General features: G+C 33.5%; 12 protein-coding genes. 7 read left to right on the forward strand and 5 right to left on the reverse strand.

Annotated elements, in window-relative coordinates; translation table 11 throughout:
• Positions 1-664 precede the first annotated feature (664 nt).
• Positions 665-4,738, reverse strand: coding sequence for a hybrid sensor histidine kinase/response regulator transcription factor (locus IRZ78_RS22635; RefSeq protein WP_228520576.1), 4,074 nt, complete (start codon positions 4,736-4,738; stop codon positions 665-667).
• A gap of 265 nt (positions 4,739-5,003) precedes the next feature.
• Positions 5,004-6,488: an MFS transporter gene (locus IRZ78_RS22640; RefSeq protein ID WP_194619204.1), complete on the reverse strand. Its 1,485-nt coding sequence runs from the start codon at positions 6,486-6,488 to the stop codon at positions 5,004-5,006.
• Positions 6,489-7,404: 916 nt separating this feature from the next.
• Between IRZ78_RS22640 and IRZ78_RS22645 the strand changes: the two genes are divergently transcribed.
• Positions 7,405-8,637, forward strand: a complete 1,233-nt coding sequence (locus tag IRZ78_RS22645; protein WP_194619206.1) for a glycosyl hydrolase family 8 — start codon at positions 7,405-7,407, stop codon at positions 8,635-8,637.
• Positions 8,638-8,772: 135 nt separating this feature from the next.
• Here IRZ78_RS22645 and IRZ78_RS22650 read toward each other — a convergent pair whose 3' ends face one another.
• The gene (locus IRZ78_RS22650; RefSeq protein ID WP_194619208.1) at positions 8,773-9,279 is read right to left on the reverse strand and encodes a GNAT family N-acetyltransferase; all 507 of its coding nucleotides are present in this window, start codon (positions 9,277-9,279) and stop codon (positions 8,773-8,775) included.
• 396 nt (positions 9,280-9,675) lie between these two features.
• On the opposite strand from IRZ78_RS22650, the gene IRZ78_RS22655 reads away from it, so the two are divergent.
• From IRZ78_RS22655 to IRZ78_RS22670, 4 genes are all read left to right on the forward strand, one after another.
• A complete protein-coding gene (locus tag IRZ78_RS22655; protein WP_194619210.1) occupies positions 9,676-10,866 on the forward strand; it encodes an acyltransferase in 1,191 nt (396 codons plus the stop codon).
• A gap of 226 nt (positions 10,867-11,092) precedes the next feature.
• The gene (locus IRZ78_RS22660; RefSeq protein ID WP_194619212.1) at positions 11,093-13,507 is read left to right on the forward strand and encodes an outer membrane beta-barrel family protein; all 2,415 of its coding nucleotides are present in this window, start codon (positions 11,093-11,095) and stop codon (positions 13,505-13,507) included.
• Positions 13,508-13,523: 16 nt separating this feature from the next.
• Entirely contained in the window at positions 13,524-14,552 is a 1,029-nt protein-coding gene (locus IRZ78_RS22665) for a histidine kinase (RefSeq protein ID WP_194619214.1), read from the forward strand.
• 1 nt (position 14,553) lies between these two features.
• Positions 14,554-15,273 carry a response regulator gene (locus IRZ78_RS22670; protein WP_194619216.1) on the forward strand — a complete coding sequence of 240 codons (720 nt, stop codon included), beginning with the start codon at positions 14,554-14,556 and terminating at the stop codon, positions 15,271-15,273.
• Between the two features lie 114 nt (positions 15,274-15,387).
• Here the strand turns inward: IRZ78_RS22670 and IRZ78_RS22675 are convergent, their stop codons facing one another.
• On the reverse strand, positions 15,388-15,606 hold the full coding sequence (locus IRZ78_RS22675; RefSeq protein ID WP_194619218.1) for a hypothetical protein: 219 nt from the start codon (positions 15,604-15,606) through the stop codon (positions 15,388-15,390).
• 218 nt (positions 15,607-15,824) lie between these two features.
• Between IRZ78_RS22675 and IRZ78_RS22680 the strand changes: the two genes are divergently transcribed.
• On the forward strand, positions 15,825-19,421 hold the full coding sequence (locus tag IRZ78_RS22680; protein WP_194619228.1) for an alpha-L-rhamnosidase: 3,597 nt from the start codon (positions 15,825-15,827) through the stop codon (positions 19,419-19,421).
• A 67-nt stretch (positions 19,422-19,488) separates the two neighbouring features.
• On the opposite strand, the gene IRZ78_RS22685 is transcribed toward IRZ78_RS22680, so the two are convergent.
• A complete protein-coding gene (locus IRZ78_RS22685; protein ID WP_194619230.1) occupies positions 19,489-20,370 on the reverse strand; it encodes an AraC family transcriptional regulator in 882 nt (293 codons plus the stop codon).
• A 243-nt stretch (positions 20,371-20,613) separates the two neighbouring features.
• On the opposite strand from IRZ78_RS22685, the gene IRZ78_RS22690 reads away from it, so the two are divergent.
• Positions 20,614-22,260, forward strand: a complete 1,647-nt coding sequence (locus IRZ78_RS22690; protein ID WP_194619232.1) for an alpha-L-fucosidase — start codon at positions 20,614-20,616, stop codon at positions 22,258-22,260.
• Positions 22,261-22,386: the final 126 nt, after the last annotated feature.

The raw sequence follows: 22,386 nt of genomic DNA on the forward strand, positions 1-22,386 counted from the left end.
TAAGCTTATTGGCTATTTTTTATTTTTAAATTTTAGAATTTACCACTAAGAAGAGAGGTCTAAATTTTAATCAAAAAAACAGCACTTTTTAAATGCATAATTTTGGTTTTCATTCCATATTTAATAGTGTGTTTTAATGGTTAGTAAAAGTTTTTTGTTAGATCCAAAAGTATGATGTTAACATAAAATTCACATACTAAATATGATGCAAAAAATATAAATTTTGTAGCATAAAGTTTATAATATTGGCGTATTTCTGGTTTTTGTGTTGATTTAAAACAGTAAAGTCAAAAAAAATATTAATATTTTTTATATATGATTTTTTTGTTATGTTTAAAAAATAACAGCTATTTATATGTATTTAATGATTTGTTAAGAGATGAAATTTAATCCGGTGCAAAAAATCAAACTAATAATTGTTTCTAAATTAAATGACGCGGCATTAATTTATAAAACTCAAATTCTTTAAACAGAGCAGATTATTGAGTTATTGATAAAGCAAAAAAAAGGCGGTAGAAACCTGCCGTCTGGACATAAGTACAAAACAAACACGAATTTCATCAAATTAATTAGTTTCAATTAGTGAAATTTGTGTTTAAAATTCATTTATAATATTTGTGTCCACAAGTTAGCGGTATAAACCGTCTTTGATTCCTTTAAAATTTTATTGTTTGTTGTTGTGAGTAGGGAGGTAGCCGTATTTTTCTTTATAGCATTTTGTGAAATAAGATGGAGAACTAAAACCCACCTTAAAACTAATCTCAGTTATGGTATCGTTGCCGAGTTCTATTAATTCTTTTGCTTTTTCTAAACGTACGTTACGTATAAATTCATTTACGGTTACCCCGGTTAGTGTTTTTATTTTTCGGTACAATTGGCTTCTGCTTAAAAATACTTTCGAGGCCAAAACTTCAACACTTAGCTCAGGTTTGCTAATGTTTTCATGAATGTAATTCAGGATGTTTTTTATGAATTCATTATCTAAAGTGGTTGTTTTTTCTTTTGCTTTTGGAGTGATTCCGTTATAAAATTTATTAAACATAATTTGCCTGCTGTTAATGAGCTGTACCAAACTGGATCTTAAAATATCCATATCAAAGGGTTTACTCAAATACAAATCTGCGCCAGAGTCAATCCCTTCTAATTTATCTTTAATTAATGCTTTTGCAGATAGCATCATTAAAGGAATATGGCTTGTTTTTAAATCAGCTTTAATATTTTTACACAATTCTAAACCGTTCATAACCGGCATAATTACATCTGTTAATATTAAATCAGGCAGTTTTTGCAAGGCAAGTTCTAAACCAATCTGACCGTTTTCTGCCGTTATAACTTTATATTCTTTTCTGAGTTCGTTTTTTAAATAATTTCGCAATTCGACATTGTCTTCAACTATCAAAATAGTATGAACCCGATCTTGTTTTTCCTGGTCATATTGTGATGTTACCGGTGCTTTTTCCTCAATAGGTGTAAAACTTACTTTTTTGTCCTTTTTAAATTCTTCAAGTAGTATTTCGTTTTTATTAAAAAAGTCCTTTCCTGTAGGAAATAATAGTTTAAAAATTGTGCCAACGCCCAGTTCGCTTTCTACTTCTATTATTCCTTTATGTAATTCTACAAATCCACGAACAACTTCCAGGCCTATTCCTGTGCTTCCGTAATATGCTTTATTTAAATTATTTACCTGATAGAAACGGTCAAAGATTCGCTTGATGTCTTTTTTGTCTAATCCCGCTCCGGTATCTTCAACAATAACCTTAAAGTAAGAATTAGTACTAATTGAATTTATCAGCGGAAAATGTCTTAATTCGTCGTTGACCACTATTTTGATTTTTATTTCCCCATTATCTGGGGTCACTTTAAAAGCATTAGAAATAAGATTAAAAATGATTTTTTCGAACATTTTAGGATCTATCCAATCTTTTAATGCTGCTTTATCAGATTCAAAAACAAGCTTAATTCCACGACTTACTGCTTCTTCATCAAAATAACTCACGATTTCTTTTGTAAAATCAATTACATCAATGAGCTGTAATTGAAGCGTCATTTTATTAAACTGCAGTTGATTAAAATCCATTAACTCGTTGATTAATCTTGAAAGCCTTTCGGAACTTTTATGAATAGTCTGAAGTTTATTTAATACTGTGTCTGGTACATCCTGGCTATTATTTTTAATGATATCAGCTAATGGATTTAAAATTAAAGTTAGCGGAGTTCTAAACTCATGTGAGATATTGGTGAAAAATTGTAATTTTTTATTGTTTAACTTTTCAATTTGAATAGCCTTTTGCTTTTCAAATTGTATGATTTGCTTTTGTTTGAAACGATTTTGATAATATTGATTGCCAAAATGAACTGCAGCTAGTAGTAATAAGGCATAAAAGAGATAAGCAAAAGATGTTTTCCACCACGGGGGTAAAACTTCTATTTTTAATTCTAATGGTGGGCTCCACACTCCGTTTTTTTCGGCTGCTTTAACCTTAAAAACATAGTGGCCCGGTGTTAAGTTTGTGTAAGTTGCCGAGCGTTTATTACCAACGTAATTCCACGAATCCTCGAAACCTTCCAGATAATAGGCAAATTCATTTCTGGCCGGAAAAGAATAATTAATGGCAATAAAATCAATTGTAAATACAGACTGATCATGTTTGAGGATTATTTTTTTTGTTTCAGAGATTACTTTTATTAAAGGTGAATTCTCTTCAAGTGGTCCAACTGATTTATTGAAAATTTTCAGATCACTGAGGTAAATCGGAAGCTGTTTTTTACTTTTAACTAAATTTGCAGGATTGAGGTAGTTTAAACCTTCATAACTTCCAAAATAGAGTAATCCGTTTTCATCTTTAAGAACAGCATTGTTATTAAAATCATTTCCCGGTAAACCATCATAGGTGGAGTAATTTATGGCAGTTTTGTTTTTTAAATTTAGTTTTGTGATGCCTTTTTTTCCGCTTAACCAAATCTCGTGATCATTAGACTCTACAATCGATGAAATTGATTTTTCACGAAGTCCTTCAAAGTTGATATACCACTTGAGGGAATCTGTTTTTTTATTGTAGTTGAATAATCCGGCGCCATCAGTACCAATCCAGATTTCTTTGTTTTTGGACTCATATAAAGTATTAATGGTATGTGTGCTTTTGTGATTTTTGAACTTTTCAGACATTTTATCCCGAAAAGATGTTACTGAAAAAGAAATATAATCATTTGTTTTAACCTGATATAAACCCGTTGTTGAACCTACCCAGACCGCATCATCGGAATCTACCATTACCTTTCTGATGTCTAAATTTGTTAGTCCATTTGTTTGGAAGGCTTTAGTATTACAATTGTGGAATTGACCGTCTGATGGGGTATAGTAATGCAGACCTTTTGAAAAGGTTCCTATCCAAATTACACCTTTTGAGTCTTCAGCAATACTCATAATATTGTCTGAGGTTAAATTAGGAGTGTTTTTTGTGCTGTAATTAATAAAGTTCCTGCTTCCTTTTTTTAAAACAAAAACTCCTTCATTCCAGCTCGATAGCCAAATATTCTGCTTTTTATCAATAAAAACATTGGTGATATTATCATTGGTTAACCCAGAATAAAAGCTGCTATTAGATCTGTTAATATGTTTAAAGCTTTTGTCTTTAGGATTGTAAATATCGACACCACCGCCTTCCATAGAAATCCATAACTGGCCTTGCTGATCTTTTGCAACACTGGTAACGCAACTGCTTTGTAATGATTGGGGATTTCCTGGCAAACTTTCTATGATACTTACCTTGCTGTCTATTTTGTCAAAGATTCCCAGACCCTTGTTATAATATCCCAGCCAAATTCTATTTTCTTTATCTAAAAATAATGACCAGACAGAATTTGAACTTAAACTACGAATGTTGAATTTATTGTTTGCATATTTTTTTTGAACAACACCCTGATCGTTCACAACAATTAAACCATCATTTTCTGTAGCACAGAGAATCGTTTGGGCATCTGTTGCCAGGATCGACATAATTCTTTTTTTTGTAATAGGATAAGAAACAACCTGTTTTGTCTTAGAATATAGATCTACTTTAAGAAGACCTTTAAATCCGTTACCAATCCATAAGTTTTGACCACTGTCAAAAAACATAGAGATAATAGTTCCTGAGAGCAATGCATTGTCTTTGCCAATCGTTACTTTTTTAATCTCATTTTTTATTGGGTCAACTACTTTTAAACCAAAGTTAGTGCCCAAATAAATGATTCCTCTTTTATCTTTTACCAGACAGTTAATAAGGTAATTTGTGGTGGGAGCATCCGGCTTAATTTTAATGATTTCCCGCGACTTTATATTGAGTTTGAGTAAGCCACTATTAAATGTCCCTAAATAAAGATTTCCATTATTGTCTTCAATAATACTTTTGACAGAAACAACAGTTTCCTTTTTTATTTTTTTTTGAATATCAATACTTTCAAAAGTATTTAAATTGCGATTGTAAAGACATAATCCTTCATCTGTTCCAACCCACAACCGGTTGTCTTTATCGACGTAAGTAGCATAAATCAGGTTGCTATTAATAGAATTACTAAGCTTGGAATTTTGCTCGTATGCTTGGTAATTTATACCATCATATTTATATAAACCCGCACCATTTGTTCCATACCACATAATACCAAACTGATCTTGTGTAATGGTATAAATACCACTCTTTGAAGTCTCATTGTTCAGTAACCGAAATTGATAGTTTTCAAATGTATTTTGAGAAAACAAATTATTTATTATAAAAAATAAGATGACGCTGAGTCTAAAATATTTTGTTTGGGACATAAAATGATTCGTAAATTAAAATTAAATATATAATATTAAATCCAAAACCAATTATTTGTTTTTCAAAAGAATACATAATATTGGTGATTTTTGAGTTTAAAAAAAATTAGTATATTTTTTTTTCACTGGCAGAGAAAGGGATTACAGAGTTGGTTGTATGCTGTATTTTAATTTAAAAATTAATTGAAAGATTAAATTTTATTCTAATTTAATCCTCTGTTTTTTTCTCATTATCCCTTCTTTCATTTAAATCTTTTTCTATCTGAATTTCTAATTTTTTATCTATGACATAAAAACATAAAAGAACTGCACTTATAATAAATATAAAGCCGGGATAGATACTTATAGAAAGTTTGATTCCTTCTACTGCTGCTGGTACTTGATTAACTTCTTCGGCTACATAACCATATTTAGATAGAAAAGCAGCGCCTAACGCTCCGCCAATACTTATCCCTATTTTTAATCCGAAAAGCATAGCTGAGAAAACCGTGGCAGTTGCTCTTCGATTGTTTTTCCATTCACTGTAATCAGCTACATCGGCAATCATGGCCCACAAAAGAGGAATCGTGATTCCGTAAATAAAACCATGTAGCAGCTGGGTTATAAAAACAATTGCGATAGCCGTTCTGCTGTAGAAATTAAAAACCAGCAAACTAATGGCAGATAAGAAAATAAAGATGATGTAGATGTTTCTTTTACCAAAGGCATCAGCAAGCGATTTTGAGGACACAATTCCAAAGATCATGAAAATAATTCCTCCTGCATTAAAGAGGCTAAATGCAGAAGTAGGAACGTCTTTTGGCCACTGAAAATCTACAAATCCCATTGTTGTTAAGGAACTATTGAGTCTGTTGATCAGGGAAGTAAAACCAATATCATTCAAAAAATCAGTTTGAGCAACAGGATCCAAATAATATTTAAAATAGAAAACATACATTCCCCCTTTTAGCGACAAGGTTATAAATACCAAAATGGTTACCAGTAAAATAACCAGCCATGGTCCGTTTTTAGATAAATCTATAAAATCCTGCCGGATAGAAGACTCCTGGTTCTTTGCAGGTATAATTCTTTCTTTTGTGGTGAAAAAAGTAATGAGTAAGCAAATCACGCCAATAATAGCAAATACTATCATCGTATTTTTAAAACCATCCGCTTTATTGCCATGTCCCAAAATTAGCACCATTGGCAATAAAAGGGACTGAATTATAAATTGGGCTATCATAACGGCTACAAAACGATAGGACGAAAGGCTGTTTCGCTCTTTCATATCACCTGTCAATACGCCACTTAAGGCCACATAAGGCAAGTTGTTTGCGGAGTAAATCATGACCAAAATAAAGTAAGTCAGAAAGGTATAAATGATCTTTCCGCTAGCCTGAAAATCTGGAGTTAAAAAAGAGAGAACAGAAGCAATTCCGAAAGGTAAAGCAGTCCATAATATCCAGGGCCTGAATTTTCCCCAGCGTGACTCAGTACGATCAGCAATAATTCCCATAATGATATTAAAAAAAGCACCAATAAAGCCACCCACAAAAATAATTATACTAGCAGTTCCGGCAGGAATTTTATATACATCTGTGTAAAAGAAAGCCAAAAAAGTCAGCAGGGTCTGAAAAATCAAATTTGCTGCAAAATCACCTAAACCGTAGCCTATTTTTTCTAGTACAGAAAGCTTTTGCGATGTATTACTCATAATGTATACTGATTGTTTTGTTCCTTTTTTACCTACTGTGTATTACCTTAAAGATATTTAACTGATTGATTATCAAAAATACAAAACCTTACATTTTGTATTTCATACTGATAAAATCAGAAAAGTAAAAATAGTTTGAAATCATTAAAAAGCATTATCATTTTTGAAGCCTTTAATAGTTCATTTGAAGCATTATTAGTCTTAGTAAATCTATTATATAAATTGCTATTTTAGTTTATTACCGTAAAAAAAACTTAAAAACATGCGTTATGTTTCGTATTTGTATGTTGATTTATAGTTGTTTACTGTTTTTTGAAATACATGACAAGTTATATTTTTAAAATAAATGAGTTATTTTCCGGTGTGGATATATTAGGAAGAAATTAAAACCTTGATGATTTAAAGGACTTGGAAAGTAAAGTGTTCGTCAAATAATTTAATAATTCTTCAGTAGCGCCTTTTTTAAACCTGGAGCTTGTATAGTATAGCAACCAATTGCATTTTTTTAGATTACCTATTTTTAAGCGGAATCTACCTGTTATGCCATAGAGATAAATTTGTAGTCTATCTTTCTAATTCATTTTAATTTTATTTTTTGGCTTTTAAAAGTAGTATAATGCTTTTTATTGTGATTTTTTTTAATAAATTTTTATATTATATAAAAAACAACCGATTGTTTAGTAGTTGTTTTTTATATATTTGTATCAAATAAACTCATTCCGTAAACCTGATCAAATTCGAATTAATTTGTCTGAATAACTTATTTACGATGCCAAAGACAATGTTTAGGCATTTGTAAAGAGGTAAAACAATTTAATAAAGCTTTCAACTAAACCAATTAAAAAAATTAAACATGGTTCTAAATAATTTCATAAGCGAATCGCTGGTTAAAATCCGACTTTTACTAATTTTTTTTATGCTGATTATTCCAGTTTTGGTTATTGGTCAAAATAAAAAGAAAGTAGAAAAATCAGAATCTAAAAGACCTTTATACCGCAATCTTTTTGCAGCTGCGGGTTACAGCCAAATAGAAATAGACAAAAAGTTATCCCAGGCCTATTATGATATTTTTGAAGGACCCAATCGAGTATATTTTGAAGAAGGCGATTCGTTAGGATATGTTTCTGATCTAAAGAATAAAGATGCCCGCACCGAAGGAATGTCCTATGGAATGATGGTCGCGGTTCAACTCGATAAAAAAGAAGTTTTTGATCGTCTCTGGCGATGGTCTGTAAAATATATGCAACATCAAGACGGACCACGAGAAGGGTATTTTGCATGGAGCGTGAATCCGCAAACCAAGAAACAAAATTCTCCCGGTTCTGCTTCAGACGGAGAATTGTATTATATAACCAGTCTGCTTTTTGCGTCTAATAAGTGGGGCAATGATACCGGAATCAACTATTACAAAGAGGCCAGAAGAATACTAGATGCTATGTGGAAAAAAGATGGTACTGCCAATATACATAATATTATAAATACCGAACATAAGCAGATATCTTTTGTGCCTGAGGGAGGTGGATATCACTGGACAGATCCGTCGTATCATGTTGCTGCATTTTATGAAATATGGGCATTGTATGCCAAAGATGGACATGAGAAGTTTTATAAAGAATGTGCAGATGTTTCTCGTGATTTTCTGCATAAAGCCTGTCATCCCATAACAGGACTGACTTCAGATTATACTGAGTTTAATGGCGAACCGCATCCAACACCCTGGATGCCGGGAGGATTTCGTTACGATTCCTGGCGTGTTCCTATGAATATTGCAATGGATTATAGCTGGTACGCAAAGGATAAAAAATGGCAAGAAGAGTATGCTAAGAGATTTCAAAATTTCCTTAGGTCTAAGGGATTAGATACTTATGAGGATCAATTTAATCTGGATGGTTCTACTCCTGATTTTATTCTTCAGGCTGGTCCTGTCAAGAAACTAAGACATTCAATTGGGTTAGTAGCAACAGCAGCTACAGCATCACTCGTTAATCCCGATAAAGAGAGTCTGGATTTTGTTCATGCGGTCTGGAATGCAAAGCTCGAGCCCTATGAGGATGGTTATTTTGACCCTTACTACGATGGGCTGATGTACCTTTTTAGTCTAATGCATCTTAGCGGAAAATATCAAATAATAGTTCCGGCAGTAAAATAACTTTAAAAGAAAAAAAAAGTAAATAATTATTTTTTTTCAGGGTGTTGGTTTTATCAGATGGCGTACGTTTTGCAAAGAGAATAACGGTTTCTGTTAAAGAACACTTTAAACCTTCAGCAGTTAATGAGGGCAGGCTTATATTTGGTTAAGATTAAAATATATTGTTTCAAGACCGAACTGATCTTCTCTTCTGAATTTTTCTAAAAAACCAATTTTCAAAAGTATTTTTTCGGAAACTTTATTAGCAGGATCTATTGATGCAAAAATCGTTTTAAGTTTTAATTTTTCAAAACCATATTTGACTACAGCATATGCAATTTCTGTTGCTAAACCTTTTCCCCAGTATTGCTTGTCCAAAGTATAAATTAATTCATAATCATTGATATCTGACGATAAAATCAAACCGCAGTATCCAATAAGTGTATCATTATCCTTAGAGAATACTCCATACATGCCAAAACCTTTTAGTTTGTAATTTAAAATTGAAACTTCGATCCATTTCTGTGTTTGTTCTTTTGACAAAGGTTTGCCATCACCTAGATATTTCATTAATTCGGCATTGCCGCAAATGGAGTATAGCGCTTCTAAATCAATTTGCTTGATCTGATTTATGTATGTTCTTTCAGTTTCAATAATCGTCATTTTGTATGTTTATAAAAGCTTTAATACGGGAGTATTTAATACACATATTTTTTGAGTGTTGATAAGATCAAATTGATAAAAAACGAAAGTATAAATTAATATTTAAATTTCAAACGAATAAAGATCTCCCTGTTTTTTTATGCATTCTTTAATGAGATATTATTTGCAATTTTTTACTGGTAGTAAAGTAGAAAACTCATCATTGTTGGTTTGTTCTTAGAGTTTTAAGTGGTAAAACAATCAATTAATTGACTTGTTAGCAGCCTGAGATCAGTAAAGAGATTAGTGGGTGAGGTTGGAGCAGTCATTTTTTTTTTTTTTTTTTTTTTCAGTTAGGATGCAACGTTTTAATTACAATATGCGTCTATGATTATGAAACATTACTTATTTACTATTATGACATTAAAACGGCAAAATTCCAGAACACTCTGGCTGGATTATCTAAAATCATTCATTACCGTACTGGTGGTTGCTCATCATACCTCGTTAGCCTATACCACTTTTGCATGGTTTGACAGTAGTGCTTATATTAATTCTACCGCCCCGATTGTAGATCATAAAAGATGGATTGGGATGGATATATTCGAAAATTATAATGATATTTTCTTTATGTTTCTCATGTTTTTTATCGGTGGGCTTTTTCTTGTGAAAAGTATAGAGAAAAAAGGAGCCATGTATTTTGTACTAGACAGAATTAAAAGGCTCTTTATTCCGTTTGTTTTTTTAGGTACACTCTTAATGCTTTTTTCTTATTTCCCAGCTTATTACCTGGCACATCAAAGTGCCAATATTTCAGATTATGTAATAGACTTTTTTACCATAGAAAATTGGCCTCCCGGTCCGCCTTGGTTTATAGGAGTACTGTTTTTCTTTAATTTAATTCTGGGAATTATATATCCTTTTATAAAAGAAAAATTCAATAGATGCTCTGATAAAGTTTCATTTTTCACCAATCGTCCTGTAGCTGTTTTTGCGGTTTTATTTTGTATTACTTTTATTTTATATGTACCAATAGCGTATTGCATTGGAGCAGGAAAATGGGTTTCTTTTGGGCCGCTTGATTTTCAACTGAGTAGATTACTGGTCTATTTTGGGTATTTCGTATTGGGTGCTATTGTAGGTAACAGCGATTTTGATAATCATATTTTTTCATCCAATTCGCGTTTTGTTATTCAATGGAAATATTGGCTTATTGTATCCTTGGTTTTTTATAGTGCAGTAACTTACCATAACAGGACCGACATTTTGGGCCAGTTTGTAGATAATGGCCTTATGCCTGAATTTGTAGCATGGATGATTTACTATACCTTATATGTTGGTACATGTACGGCCTCTTGTATGGCTTTTATCGGTTTGTTTAAAACTATTGTAAAGCATAGTGACAGATTATGGAATTCACTAGCCCAAAATGCCTACCTGATATATCTTCTTCATTACTTTTTTGTGCTGTGGGGACAGTTTTTTTTAATGAAATATGAAATACATGCATTGTGGAAATTCTGTGTAGTATTTTTATTTTCTTTAGCAGCCAGTTGGATTACCGGCATTTGCCTGCGAAAAATAAACATCGTAAAAAGATACTTGTAAGATTATAAATCAGCGAGTACATACCAATTTTGTTTTGCCCAAAGTAAGTTACATAGTATTTCCGGTTCAGGAATCGACCATTATTAGTATAAAAATGGGATCTTTTTAGAAGCAATTTTGAAACGATATACAATTGGTCAAGGACTTTTGCCCATAGGTCAAGAAAGTTTTCTTACTATCTAATACACGGATAGTTTTGCCTTCATTAATGTAATAATCAAACAAAATGAAGGTAAAAAAAGCAGGTTTATATCTATTGATATTCATCTTATCGGCAGGGCTGCAGGCTCAAATAAAAATTTCGGGAAAAGTAATCGATAGTTTTAAATCCTTAAGTGGAGTGAACCTTGCAGTGTTGAAACAGGATTCAGCTTATGTAGCAAGTACTGTAAGTGATTCGGTTGGGAATTATACAATTAAAAACATATCTGCAGGCAGCTATCGGATATTTTTTTCATCGGTTGGTTATCATAAAAAAGAAGTTAGTATAAGAGTTGATTCAGAAAACGTACAGTTGGATGATGTTATCATGGAGATGGAAAGTATCGAAATGGAGGCAGTTTCGGTTACAGCCAAACGCGCGGCATTTAAAATAGAGCCTGGAAAAACTACAGTTGATCTTGCTGCTTTATCACTAGGGTCAGATGGATCGGTTTTAAATACGATTGGAAAAATTCCCGGGATATTAATCATGAATGATGGAACTGTTTTACTAAACGGACAGCCTGGCGCAAATGTGATGATAGATGGTAAGTTAACACATCTTACGGGAGAAAACTTAGTGAACCTGCTTCGTTCTATGCCAAGCAGCGCTGTTGATAAAATTGAAATGGTGTCTCATGCTTCTTCTGAGTATGATGCAGCAGGTACAGGAGGATTTATAAATATTAAGAGAAAGCGAAAATCAGCAGAAGGAATGCATCTTAACGTTTTATCAAATGTAGAAGCCGGAAGACGTTTTAGAGAGAATCAAAACTTATCTTTTCAGATTCAAAAAGATAAATACACATTATATACCAATTATTCGTTTTACAGCGGGCAAGATTTTATATGGATTAATTCATCTCGTGAGTATTTAAAAAAGAGTTCGGATGATGCGAGACTTGACATGCGGGCAGACCGTACTTTTAGTTCTAATTCGCATTACTTTAAGACAGGGCTGGATTACGAATTATCGGAAAAACTAGGTATAAGTGCCGATGTGTATAGTAATTGGTTTAGAAAAAATAAAAATGAAACCGCTTTATCTGAATTTTTTCAAGGTTCGTCTTCGAAAGATTTTTCGCTTCGTACCGAAAATGATCACTATTCTCATCATAGAAAATCAGGAGCAGGGATAGGTCTTTTTTATAAATTCAGCACAAAGCTAAAATGGGAAAACGAATTTAATATTCTTGCTTTTGAACAAAAAGAAAAGCTGGATCAAAAAAGTATGATGGATAAGTTTCCTCATCCTTCCTCAGAAGATGTATTAAAGGGAAAAATGGGCGGAAATATACAGATTGCTAACCTTCAGTCAAGTATTGGTTACAAAATGTCTGATAAATTTACCTTTGAGTCTGGTATTAAATCTTCTTCTGTTAGAATTGATAATATTGCTTTATATAATTCGCTGCAGTCTGGCGTTTGGCTTGAGGATAAAAAATTGAGCAGCAGTTTTCTTTATAAAGAACACGTATTGGGAGTTTACCTGCAGTCAGGCCAAAAATGGTCACCGCATTTTTCTACTGAAATGGGAATACGTTTAGAATTAACAGATACAGAAGCACGTTACGCTTTAGCAAGTCGTGATTCTGTACTGATTGGGTCTTATGGCCAACTGTTTCCAACTTTTTCAGCCAGTTATAGTTTTCAGCAAGGACATAGGGTTTCTCTTCAGTATGGCAGGCGCATTGTACGTCCTAATTACAGGGACCTTAATCCTTTTACAGAAGTGAATGATCGTTATTTACAAGAAAGAGGAAACACTTCGCTTAATGCTGAACTGGTTCATAATCTGGAAGCCTCATGGCTTGTAAAATCGAAGTATATGTTTAGTATGTTTTATACTATTCGAAAAAATCCTATTACCAAAAGTTATCTCACTGAGCCAGATAGTGACGCTACTATTGTAATGCCTCTTAATCTTAAAGACAGTTATGCTTTGGGTCTTAGAGTAAGTCTTAATAGTATCAAACCAATAAACTGGTGGACATTGCACCTTAATGGCTCTATGAGTTATAAGGAGTTTTATTGGCTTGAAGCGGGCAGTTTCTACAGTAACAACCTATTGTCGCCAACAATTCAGATTAATAATCAATTTATTCTGCCACATGATTGGGCTCTTGAAGCTACAGGGTATTATAGTGGTACAATGGCAGAAGGCCAGGCCAGGATTGGTTCACTTGGTTCTGTATCTGTAGGGGCAAGAAAAAGTTTTTTTGAAAACAAGCTAGGCCTGTATTTATACATCAATGATGTTTTTTTGACTAACCTTCAGAATATTACTTTACGTAATAGTGTGATCGCCGGAGCTTACCAGGAACGCCGTGACACCCGTATGGCAGGAATAACACTTTCGTGGAAGTTTAATTCACAGAATCCTTCAAAGGCGATAAGAAAAACAGAAAATACAGAAGAAAGTAAACGTATCAATTTGTAAATTAGAACCCGTGAAAATGATTAGCAATAAAAAAATAACAATTGAATGGATCTACCCCGCACTTTGGGGAATTCTAATGTATAATGTACTTAGGGCAATTACAGATCTTACACACCATGGTATTTTTTGGGAAGGGGATATTAAGCTTCATTTGGTTGCCTTACTACTTTCTATACTGCTATGTTATGTAAGCAATGTTGTATGGCATGGCCAACTTTGCAGGACAGTAGAATTTAGTAAAATGGGAAGGGACTATATATTGGTTCTTGCACAGCTTCTCATTTCCCTAAACCTCATACTCATTACAGGACAGAGCGCTGGTTTTTTATTTATGGGGGCAGGTTGGATCGATTATATGCTCATTAATGTGGTCTATATACCGTTATTGCTCATTTTTTATACATTTATACATAACCGTGTAAGAGATAAAAATGTACAAAAAAAAATGCTGGCATTAGAAAAATTAAAAGCAGAAAAAAAACAAGCAGAACTTGATTTGCTAAAATCCCAATATCATCCGCATTTTCTTTTTAATGCTCTAAATACTATTTATTTTCAGGTAGATGACTGGAATGAAGAAGCAAAGAAGAGCATTGAGCATTTATCAGGACTCTTGCGTTATCAGCTTTATGATGTCAACCAGGAAGTGCCATTTCACAAAGAAATAGCGTATTTACGTTCCTATATTGCCTTTCAGCAATTGAGAAAAACAGATAAGTTAGCTGTAAATCTTACTATAGATGCTATTTTACAGCAACAACCTATAGAGCCATTGCTATTTCAGCCATTATTGGAAAATGCATTCAAATACGTATCAGGATCATATGAGATAGATCTTGTCGTGAAAATAGTAGAAAACAAAATTCACTTTATATTGAAAAATTCAGTTTCAGATATGCCAGTATCTTCAGTGATTAAAGACAGCGGTATAGGACTTAGTAATCTCAAACGCAGACTAGAACTGCTTTATCCGGCAAAGCATCAATTATTGACAAAAAAAGAGAATGACTTCTTTGAGGTCACACTCATTTTACAAATAAAATAGTATGGAGATAAAATGTATTATTACAGATGACGAACCCCTAGCACGTAAGGGGATTAAAGGATATATAGAGAAAACAGATTTTCTTTGTCTTACAGGAGAATGTGAAAATGCAATTGAACTCAATAATCTGCTTAAAAAAGATACTGTTGATGTTATCTTTCTGGATGTTGAAATGCCGGGACTTACAGGAATGGAATTTCTGGCCTCTATGGAAAATCTCCCCAAGATCATTATAGTATCTGCTTATGAGCAATATGCCTTAAAAGGATATGAACTCAATGTATTTGATTATCTGCTAAAACCAGTTTCTTATCAGCGTTTTCTAAAATCGGTCAATAAACTGCACGCTGCAATAGAAAAAGAAGAAAAAAACAATAGGGCTGATTATATTTTTATAAAAGTAAATAAGAAAACAAAAAAAATGATGCTCAAAGACATTCTTTTTATAGAAAGTATGGAGAATTATGTACAGGTTCATACAGTTGTTTCTAAAGAAATGGTTTACTGCACACTTAAAATGATCTCAGAGAGTCTTCCGTCAGAAAAGTTTATTCAGATACATAGATGTTACATTGTAAATGTTGAACATATCCAAGCTGTAGAAGGTAGCCGTCTTGAAGTAGGATCACATGTTCTCCCTATGTCCCGCAGTATGAAAGATAGTATATACAGTAAGTTTATAACAGGAAATTTTATAGCAAGAAGCAAAAATGACCAATAAAAACAGACTGTAATTTTGCTGTTTTCTTTAAATATTAAGAATCAAAAAAAAGTATTGTAATGCTCTTTTGTTCAGCTTTAGAATAAAAAAACGGCTTATTTAAAATGACAATTACTATCCATTTATTTTGTCTTTATGGTATTGCTTTAGCCATTTTTCCATTTTTTGTAATACCTGAATTTCAGCCGGATCGCCTGTTGGATCTGAAAGTCCTTTGATTATTCTGCTGTAATTAAACTTTTTATCTTCAAAAAGACAGGTGAATTTTGGAACTTCATTATGTGAAACGATCCATTTTTCTTGCTGTGTTTTTTTTATTTCAAACTTTTTCATATTCCTATTTGATAACCAAAAATTAGTTGTAATGTTTAATGCTATTGCTATGAAATTATCATAGCATTGAAAACTCAAAATGTCAGGTATTATTGTTTATGTAATGACACTCTAGCGAATGTGCGGGTATTGGGAGTGTTTGAATTAATGAAAAATAATAGCAGATTTTTTTATGATTAAATTATATTTGTATATTCTACACTTATTTTTTTAATGACATGCAAATAAATTCTATCAACAAAATAAGATTCATTTTGGTTTTTCTGTTTTTTGGAATCTTTACAAATTACGGACAAGTAAGTATTGGAAATTTAAAAACAGATTATCAGCAAACTCCCCTGGGTATCGATTCAGAAAAACCATCATTCAGTTGGGAGATGAAAAGCAGTGCAAACACTCGGGGCCTTTATCAAAAGGCCTATCAAATTATTGTCAGTGACCAAAGTGATGTTGTCTTTTGGGATTCAGGCAAGGTAGATAACAGTACTTCTTTAAGTATCTTTTATAAGGGCAAAAAACTTCAGCCGGCAGCGCGTTATAAATGGAAGTTAAAGGTATGGAACCAAAATAATAAAGTACTGAGCAATGAATCCTGGTTTGAAACAGGGTTAATGGATTCTGATCAAAAAAGCGGTGCCTGGCGCGATGCGCAATGGATTGGGGGTTCGGCAGATGATTTAGTATTCTACTCTCAATATTTGTCAGTTTTTAAATTGAAATACAATGTTGAGTTGGATCAAAAATCTAAATCTCTTAAGGCTGGTTTTGTATTTGGAGCCAATGACAAGCGTTTGATGTATGAAAATTTCAATTTGCAAAACATAGCAAATAAAAAGGATCAAAGCTATATCAAAGTAGAGCTGGATATTTCAAATGTAAATCCAAAAATAAACTCAGGAGCTACATTAAATGTATATCGTATTGGCTATACCAGAGAAGATTCTAATTGGAAGCCAATAATTTCTATTGAAGTGCCATCAGGAATCATTAATGAGAAAAATAAATATGCCAGCCATGAAATTGTTTTAACATCAGTATTTGGAGTACTTAATTTTTATCTCGATGGTACCGATCAGGCGCATAAGGTGGGGCAGGAAGTAAATATAAACCCGATGGGATGGGGAGCTGACTATATAGCTTTTCCTGTTGTAGGAGATATTGGTTTTGCTTTAGAGAAAGGTCAAAAAGCTTTTTTTTCTAATGTAGAGGTCATGAATTTTAGATCACCCTCAAATAGTGTTTTTGCTGAGAATTTATCTGAGAATTACAAAGGTATATTTCATTGTTTTATAGATTCAAAAAATGGACAGTTAAAAGTTAAGGATAATAAATATGCTGTAAATGCTTTAGGCGGGGATGTGTTATTAGTAGCGGATCCTTCTAAAAATGCCAGCGGAATGCTTCGTACAGAATTTAAAATAAAAGACAAAAAGGTAAAAAAAGCAAGATTATATGTTTCGGCTCGCGGCATTTATGAACTATACCTTAATGGTGAGAAAATGGGCAATGAATATTTCAGTCCGGGTCTGACCCAATATAATAAAACACAACTTTATCAAACTTACGATGTAACAGATAAAATAACCTCAGAGGTAAATGCAATAGGAGCAGTATTAAGTGAAGGCTGGTGGAGCGGTAATATTACCTATAGGGGCGAGAATTGGAATTATTTTGGTGATAGGCAGTCGCTACTGGCGAAACTAATTATTACTTATCAAGACAATAGCACGCAAGTCATTACAAGTGATCCGAAGCAATGGAGATATTACAATGACGGCCCGGTGAGATACGGCAGTTTTTTTCAGGGTGAAGTTTATGATGCCAATAAAGAAGCGGCTGTTTTGAACTGGTCGAAAAAAGGTTTTGATGATTCAAAATGGACTCAGGCAGAAACGGTTTTATTAAAAGGGACTACTTATAATGAGAATGGAGATAATAATCTGGATTTTAGCCAAATGAAAATTATGGGTATGCCTGGTGTTAGCGCATCAGTTGTAAAGTCTTTAACTCCTCTGAGTGTAGAAGAAGTAAGACCAGGTGTTTTTGTCTACGATATGGGACAAAATATGGTAGGGGTTCCAAGAATTGAATTTGAAAATACCTCACAAGGAGATACAATATCAGTACGATATGCAGAGCTAAAATATCCGGATCTAAAACAATATAAGGATAATAAGGGAATGATCATGCTGGAGAATTTGCGCGCTGCTATGGTTCGTGATATTTATATTTGTAAAGGAAACCAGGATGTACTAGATCCTCGTTTTACTTTTCACGGATTTCGATTTTTAGAAATAACAGGAATCAAAAAAGCAGTTCCTTTAAATAAAATTAAAGGCTTGGTGATTAGCTCGGTAGACACTATAACTTCTGATTATCAAAGCTCAAATCCTTCAGTAAATAAATTGTGGCAAAATATTGTCTGGTCTACAAGAGGCAATTTTTTATATATTCCAACTGATACACCAGCCAGGAATGAGCGTATGGGATGGAGTGGGGATATCAACGTTTTTTCACGTACGGCAACCTATCTCACCAATGCGGCTCCATTTTTTAAACGTCATATGCTTGCCATGCGCGATCTTCAGCACGAAGGCCGTTTTACCGACACAGCTCCTGTGGTGGGTGCCTTTGGAGGTATTCTGTGGGGAAGTGCCGGAATTACTGTCCCTTGGGAATCTTATCAGCAGTATGGTGATATAGCAATGCTTTCAGAGCATTATCCGGCCATGAAAAAATACATGAGTTTTCTCAGTACCAGAAAAGATCCCAATACAGGAGCAATAATTGAAGGCCCGCTAGGAGACTGGCTTAGCCCCGAGAATAGTAAAACGGATTATAGTCTCATTTGGGATGCCTATTATATTTATGATTTGGAAATTATGTCTAAAGTGGCCAAAATACTTAATGAGAAAGAGGACGAAAACTTTTATAGTTCTCAATACCAAAATCATAAAAAACTGTTTAATGAAATTCATATCGATCCACAGAATGCCAAAACAATCCATAACGGAGCTGATAGTTACAGTGACTGGCCGGCAATTCCTGAGAATAAGAAAATGAAAAAAGGAGCCTACAGTGACTCACAGGCTTCTTATGCTATTCCTTTGGCTTTTGGTGTATTTGAAAAACAGTATCAGCAGATGGCTCTGGATAACCTGGTAGCAACAGTGGAAAGAAAAAATGAAGATGATCTTGGGGTTTTACGACCTGAATATTCATTGATGACTGGTTTTATTGGCACTGCTTCTATAAGTAATGCTTTGTCATTATACGGAAAAGACCAGCAGGCATATCGCCTTTTACAACAAAAGAGTTATCCTTCCTGGCTGTATTCTGTTGAGAATGGTGCAACAACTATATGGGAGAGACTTAACTCTTATACCCTTGAGAATGGATTTGGCGGTAATAATAATATGAATTCCTTCAATCATTATTCTTTTGGAGCCGTGGGTGCCTGGATGATTAATTACTCTTTGGGAATTGAACGAGATGAACCGGGGTTTAAAAAGTTTATTCTTCAGCCAGTTGCAGATCCTGATGGAGCAATGACTTATGCAAAAGGATATTACAATTCGATGTATGGTAAAATTTATAGTGAATGGAAAACAGACGCTCATCAAACAGTATATACCTTTGAAGTTCCTGCCAATACTTCGGCAACCTTATTTTTAAAAGGAAAAAACATTGAAAAGGTAACAGAATCAGGCAATAAAATTAAAAAGGCCAAAGGAGTGACTTATTTGGGACAAAAAGACGATAAATTAATATTTGGCTTGGAGTCGGGAATTTTTCAATTTACGGTAAAGAATTAAAAAAAGAAACAGCTTTTTTTTAGCGGTTTCGAAATGTTCAAGAATTGTTTTGTAAATCCGAATAGGATTACATGGAAATTTTATTGTTCTCTTGGCGGTATTTTCCAGGGGTAATACTCACTATTCGCCTGAATATTTTTGAAAAGTGAGGTAAGTTCGAGAAACCGGTATCTAAGGCTATTTCAAGAAGGCTCTTATTTGTTGTGGCAATGAGATATTGCGCCCTTTCTATTTTTTTTTCGTGAATATAATTTAAAGGCCTCTGTCCGTTATGAAGCAGAAATTGTTTCGAAAAATAATCCTTGTTTTGATTTACTCTTTTGGCTAAATCTACCACAGTTAAATTCTCACCTAAATGAAGTTGGATATAACTCATGGTATCCAAAATTTTTGAAGGCGTGTTTTGAGGCGTGTTTTGATTGAATTTTTCAGTATTCAGAAATCTGGAAATCAATAAAAGAAGTATCCCTTGATTTTCAAAGATGAGGTGCGGTTTGAGTTGATTGTTAAGGGATTGGTATTCTTTGTAATGAACTTCTTTTTCATACACCTTTGGATTGTCAGATCTGTTAATTCCTCTTCTGGGATTTTCTCGCAGCATTTGTTTGATAAGGACAATATCAGTTTGGGTCGCGGGCAATTTCATTACATTCCTATTGTGATTAAACAAAGAAATTCCATCGGGAGATTCCTCAAAAAACTGAATGAAATATTGACTCAAATAGTCCTCACAATTCAAATTGCAAATGGTAAAACTTGGAATAAGATACAAGTAACCAGGTTCTAAAATTAACTTATCGGAACTATGAGAGATCGATCCCATTCCTTCATCAATGTAGTAAAGTCGGTAGTAAGGGCTAATTACATTATTAAAATTCCACTTTTTGTTAAGTTTTACATAATCAATGTTTAATAAGGTAAAGGAGTATTTAAAAATGCTTTTTGACATAGTACTTTAAAATTAGGATAAAAAGATCGTTTTTGAATAATAAAAGATCGTTTTTGAATAATTAATTTAAAATGTGTATATTTTACATTTGTATTTAGCTATTAAAAATAGACCATTAAAAACTTATAATCAAATCCTGATATAAAATAGCTGTAATAAAAAAGCTTGGAGGCTCTATTTAATATAAATAGGGACTTAAATAAACTGATAAAAATCGGAAATGTATAAATTAGTATTCAAATTATGAAAAGAAGAGATGCTTTAAAATTAGGGATGTCAGCCCTGACAGGACTTTACTTATCTCCTTTATTGGGACATTCCTATATCCTTAGCGCTCCCGCTTTCAAAGGTGTTTTTGAGCCTACTTGGGATTCTTTAAGCAAATACCAGGTTCCAGATTGGTTTCGTGATGCTAAATTTGGAATGTGGGCACATTGGGGCCCTCAATGCGAACCAGAAGCTGGAGATTGGTATGCTCGTGGGATGTATCAGGAAGATTCCTGGCAGTATAAGATACACTTGAAAAAATATGGACATCCCTCTAAGTTTGGTTTTAAAGATGTAATTAATGTTTGGAAAGCTGATAAGTGGGATCCCGACGAACTGGTAAATTTATACAAAGATTCCGGAGCCAAATATTTTATGGCAATGGCCAATCATCATGACAATTTAGATCTTTACAATAGTAAATATCAGCCCAATTGGAATTCCACCAAAATGGGGCCTAAAAAAGATATTATAGCTGGTTGGGAAAAAGCAACCCGCAAAGCAGGACTTCCTTTTGCCGTTAGTGTTCACGCCGCCCATGCCTGGAATTGGTTTGATACTTCTAAGGGCGCTGATAAAAAAGGCACCTTAGCAGGAGTTCCTTATGATGGTGTTTTAACAAAAGCAGATGGGGCAGGGACTTGGTGGGAAGGTTTAGATCCGCAAGAATTGTATGCGCAAAATCATCCCCTGAGTGAGAAAGAGTCAGGCAATTCATCAGTACATAGTCAATGGGACTGGGGTGATGGGGCTTCAATACCAACAGCTGATTATTGTGAAAAATTTCACGACAGAACTATTGATTTAATAGACAAATACAATCCTGATTTGGTTTATTTTGATGATACAGCGCTCCCTCTTTGGCCAATCAGTGATGCAGGTTTACGTATTGCGGCACATTTATACAATAAAAGCCTTGAAAAGAATAAAACAGTTCAAACGGTTGTAACGGGTAAAATTTTGGACAAACAACAGCGCAAAGCTATGGTTTGGGATATTGAAAAAGGACAAAGTAACAGCATAGAACCCTTACCATGGCAAACGGATACTTGCATTGGCGAATGGCATTATAATCGAGATGTTTATAATGATAAACGTTATAAAACGGCTAAAACTGTTATTCATACATTAATTGATGTGGTAAGCAAGAACGGGAATCTAATGTTGAACATTCCTGTAAGAGGAGATGGAAGTATTGACGAATTAGAACGACAAATTGTTAATGAAGTTGGGGTTTGGATGAAACTAAATAGTAAAAGTATTTATGGTACCCGACCATGGAAAATTTTTGGAGAGGGCCCGCAGCAAGAGAGTGCAGGGGCATTGACTGCTCAGGGGTTTAACGAAGGAAAAGGAAAGCCTTATACTTCAGAAGATATTCGTTTTGCACAAAAAGATAAGATACTTTATGCAACGGTGATGGCCTGGCCAGAAAGTGGCACTGCCATTATTAAAAGTTTAGGAAAACAATCGCCTTACCATACCGCTACAATAAAGGAAATCAAACTTGTTAGTACTGGTCAAAAATTGAAATTCAAACAGCATTCAAGTACTCTTGAAGTCTATTTTCCAGATCAAAAACCAGAAGTTCCTTATGCAAATGCATTGGAAATTATATCTTAGTAAAAATTGTATTTTAATTAATGGCAAGAATATAATGCAAAGATAAAATGATTGCAATTTTCTTGAGAAGGGTAATTTTGACTTAAAGCTTACTTAAGGATGAGCAAAATGATAAATCATTTTCTA

Origin of the sequence: Flavobacterium sp. CSZ, assembly GCF_015350725.1 — a bacterium.
Classification (GTDB): domain Bacteria; phylum Bacteroidota; class Bacteroidia; order Flavobacteriales; family Flavobacteriaceae; genus Flavobacterium.